This is a genomic window from Polaromonas sp. (assembly GCF_043778355.1).
Lineage (GTDB): Bacteria > Pseudomonadota > Gammaproteobacteria > Burkholderiales > Burkholderiaceae_C > Polaromonas.
Genome location: NZ_JAYWHI010000044.1, coordinates 1 through 3,733 on the forward strand (window position 1 = coordinate 1; position 3,733 = coordinate 3,733).

5 protein-coding genes are annotated in these 3,733 nt (G+C 65.2%); all 5 read right to left on the reverse strand.

Annotation, left to right across the window (positions count from 1 at the left end; genetic code table 11):
* On the reverse strand, nt 1-760 hold a 760-nt coding region (locus ACH2CW_RS07595), incomplete at its 3' end, for an inorganic phosphate transporter (protein WP_395056716.1).
* Nucleotides 761-778: 18 nt separating this feature from the next.
* On the reverse strand, nt 779-1,849 hold the full coding sequence (locus ACH2CW_RS07600; RefSeq protein WP_395056718.1) for a methyltransferase domain-containing protein: 1,071 nt from the start codon (nt 1,847-1,849) through the stop codon (nt 779-781).
* Nucleotides 1,850-1,882: 33 nt separating this feature from the next.
* Nucleotides 1,883-2,548 (reverse strand): TIGR04282 family arsenosugar biosynthesis glycosyltransferase, encoded by a 666-nt coding sequence (locus tag ACH2CW_RS07605; protein ID WP_395056720.1) that lies wholly within the window; start codon nt 2,546-2,548, stop codon nt 1,883-1,885.
* A gap of 7 nt (nt 2,549-2,555) precedes the next feature.
* Nucleotides 2,556-3,239 carry a TIGR04283 family arsenosugar biosynthesis glycosyltransferase gene (locus tag ACH2CW_RS07610; protein WP_395056722.1) on the reverse strand — a complete coding sequence of 228 codons (684 nt, stop codon included), beginning with the start codon at nt 3,237-3,239 and terminating at the stop codon, nt 2,556-2,558.
* A gap of 19 nt (nt 3,240-3,258) precedes the next feature.
* The coding region (locus ACH2CW_RS07615; protein WP_395056724.1) for a DUF3641 domain-containing protein at nt 3,259-3,733 on the reverse strand (475 nt) is incomplete at its 5' end.

Below are 3,733 nucleotides of genomic sequence, written 5' to 3' on the forward strand. Positions count from 1 at the left end.
CGATGGAGGTCTGTGCATTGAGCATGTGGGCTGCCACCAGCAGCGCCGCCAGCTTGGGGGTGTCGTTGACGGCACGCGCAAAACAGATCAGGCTGGCGGAAAAAATGTGCAGCCGGTCCAGCATGCGGGCAATCGCCAGCCGGGCCAGGGGCGGCGCCAGTTGGTCGCATTGGGTGTTGGAGCCCATCACCAGTTGAGGAGCGGTTATCTGTTGCAGCACAGGGCCGGAGGACACGGCAAGCACAGGCGGTGCAATGACGCAGGCGCAATCTGTGTCGGCGCGCCGCAGCAACAGTAGCCGCCAGGCAAGCCAGCCCAGCACGGCAGCCAAAACCGGGCTCAGCAGCAGAGGCAGTACAAAGGTGTTGCCGAGCCGGGCTAACTGCAACTCAGCCGGGCTGGCCGACAGTCCTGCCCCCACCAAACCGCCCAGCAGGGCATGGGTGGTGGAAATCGGCAGTCCCGCGCGTGTGGCGATGATGACCGTGAGCGCTGCCGCCAGGCCCACACTCACGATGAAGCGCGGGGCGTCCACAACAAGCGCCGGCAGCAGGCCTTTGCCTGAGAACTGCTGTACCAGGCCGTTTGCCAGGTACAGCGACAGCAGGCTGCCGGCGAGGGTAGCCAGCGTTGCAAGGATCAATGCCTGGCGATAGCTCAGGGAGTCTGAACCCCAGACGGTGGCGAAGCCCTTGAAGTTGTCGTTCGCGCCGTTTCCGAAGGCCAGAAAAAGTGCAACGGCGATAAGCAGGTATTCCATGGCGTGGCGGGAAATAAATCAGCAGCATCCGACGGGGCCGCAAAAACCAGCGCTATTACCCTGCGCACCGTTAAACGGCAGGCTGGTGCCGCAGCCTTCAAAAATGCCGTAGTGCGTGTCAAAGTTGCCGATAAAGCTGAAGTGCGGCGCCAGGCGCGTGCCGTGCAGCATGTGCCAGGTGTTGCCGCAGACCGGGAACACCTTGCCGGTCTGGATGTCGTGGTGTTTGTCGAGCACAAAGCGATCGGCCTGACCGGGAATGCTGCCCTGGTAGATGACCGCCTGACCATAGTCCTCGCAGGCGGACTCCAGCGCGGCGAGCTTGAACAGCCGCCAGGTTGCTGAATAAAAGCGCAGGTTGCCGGTGCGCGCGGCGAGTTGCGGGTCGGTGATATCGAGTGGCCGGTCTTCCACCAGGCGCGGGTCGGCAAAGCCGTGACCTTGGGCCAGGCGTTCGAAGTCTTTCCAGTACAGCGCGCCGCCCAGGCATTCGCCGTACAGCACAGGGTCGTTTTTGACCGTGGCCGGTACGCGGCGGTCGGCATACACATCGGAAAAATAAAACTCGCCGCCGGGCTTGAGCAGGCGCTGCACGCCGGCCAGCACCGCGTCCTTGTCGGGCGAGAGGTTGACCACGCAGTTGGAAACAATCACGTCAAAGCTGCCGGGTGCCAGTCCAAGTTCGTCCAGCCGCTCGATGTAGCCGTGCAGGAATGTCACGTTGTCATGGCCAAACAGTTCTGCATGGTGGTCTTGATGGGCGCGCGCCACGGCGAGCTGTTCATCGGTCATGTCGACGCCGACCACCGAGCCGCTGGGGCCGACCAACTGTGCCAAGGCATACACGTCGCGGCCGGAGCCGCAGCCCAGGTCCAGCACCCGGCAGCCCTCCAGCAGCGGCGGGCAGACCAGGCCGCAGCCGTAATAACGCGACAACACCTCGGGATGGATGCGCGCGAGAAGCGGTTTGAGCCATTCGGGCATGGCACTGACGTCGCAGCAGGCGCTGGTCTTGAGGTCGGACGTGCCCTGCAACTGGCGGCCGTAGTAGTCGGTGACGATGTTGTAGGTCTCGTTGCTGTTGCTCATCGCGGTTCTTTCGGAAGTAAGGTTGCTATGAAATCAGGAGCTGCTGGCGCTTGTCCGGTATGGGCGGGGGGGCGATTTGGCTTGAAATTTAGGGCCTTTGAAGCCGGCTGGCAGGTGGGCCAGGTCTGCCGCTTCGTCGATGTCGTGCAGCACCGGCCCCTGCCAGACGTGCAGGTCCAGAGCGGCCAGGCGACGCAGCGTTTCGGCGGCGACAGAGGATGTGCTCCACGCCATGTGCGTGAAGATGGCGGGGCAGGGCGCGCGCAGACCGATCAGCACATACCCACCGTCGGCCACCGGCAGCAGCACCGCGTCGTGTTGCGTCAGTTGCCGGGCCGCTTCGCGCAGATGCGCGCTGTCCAGCGCCGGGCAGTCGGTCCCGATCAGCAGCACCGGGCCCGCATGCAGGGAGAACGCGCGCTGCATTGCGCGGTCCATGCGTTCACCGAGGTCGCCATCGCCCTGCGCCGTCAGTTCCACACCTGCGGGCAGCGCCACACCGCGCCAGGCCGCATCGTCCGGCGCCGGGCTCGCACACAGCTCCACAGCGTTCAGGCCCGCCGCAAGAGCTTGATGCAGGGTGTGGTCCAGCATGGCGCGCGCCAGCGCCGCTGCGCCGTCCGCGCCCAGGGCGGGGATCAGACGGGTCTTGACGGCACCGGCTTGCGGCGCCTTGGCGAAAACAAGCAGACGGGTCACGGGGACCTCACTTGTATAACTCGGCCAGGCGTTCTGGCGCCACGCCGCGCCAGTAGGCAAAACGCAAGCGCCACATCAGCAGCACGGTGCGCCACGTGCCCCGTGTCTCCCAGCGCCGACCTGAAGTCAAGACCTTGGCGCGCAGGCAGGCGGGGCGGGAGAGCCTGCGCAAACGGGCCGACATCTCGATGTCTTCCATCAGCGGTTGCACCGGAAAACCGCCTACCGCCGCAAAGGCCGCGCGTGTCATGAACATGGCCTGGTCGCCAGTGGCAATGCCGGTCCAGCGCGAACGAAGGTTCATGAAGGCGGCGACCACACGCAGCAACGGTGGCTGGCCGAAGATCTTCACATCAAAGCGGCCCCAGACCTGCGCGCCGCTGGCCAGCGCCCGAATCATCAAGGTACTGGCATCTGGAGGCAGCAGGGTGTCGGCATGCAGAAACAGCAAGACGTCGCCGCTGGCGTGTTGAGCGCCTGCGTTCATCTGCAGCGCGCGGCCACGCGGCGCATGGACCACCCGCGCCGCAGCAGCCTGCGCGTGCACCACCGTGCCGTCCAGGCTGCCGCCATCGGCGACAATGAGCTCTGCGCCCTGCGCGAGCAGTGGCGCCAGCGCCTGAAGGACCGCGTCCAGGCCGTCCGCTTCGTTGAGCACCGGCATGACGATGGACAAGGCGGGTGCGGCCATGGTCACCGGTGGCGCAGGTTCAGGATGCCAGGGCGCCGCCGCAACTGCTGCCCTGGCCGGCGGTGCAGCCGTAGCAGTGCCCAGCCACGCGGATGGCTTGTTCGTTGATGTCGGACCTGAGCAGATCACGCAGATGGCGCTGCACACCCGAGGTGCCGAGCGGCAGGCCGAGCTGCTGGTTGAAGTCGCAGTCCGACAGCCAGCCTTGCCAGTCCACACTGACCGTGCTGCGGCACATCACGCCGGCCAGGTTCTGCTGCTGAAAGCTGCTCTTGAGCAAGTCCATGTAATTGTCAAACGTGCCTTTGGAGACCAGGGTGGAGCCAAAACGCTGGATCGGCATGTTGGTCAACGCGTACAGCTCATCGAACACAATGCCGAAATGCGCCAGCAGTTCCCGCTTGTAGTCGGCCTGCAGCCCCTGCTGCTCAGGCGGCAGCGACGGTCCCTGCGGGTTGTAAACCAGGTTCAACGACAGGCCGGAGCCGCTCTGG

Excerpts from the sequence above, each read along its gene's own strand:
- ACH2CW_RS07600 (WP_395056718.1), bottom strand. The coding sequence starts at position 1,849 with ATGAGCAACAGCAACGAGACCTACAACATCGTCACCGACTACTACGGC.
- ACH2CW_RS07610 (WP_395056722.1), bottom strand. The coding sequence starts at position 3,239 with ATGGCCGCACCCGCCTTGTCCATCGTCATGCCGGTGCTCAACGAAGCG.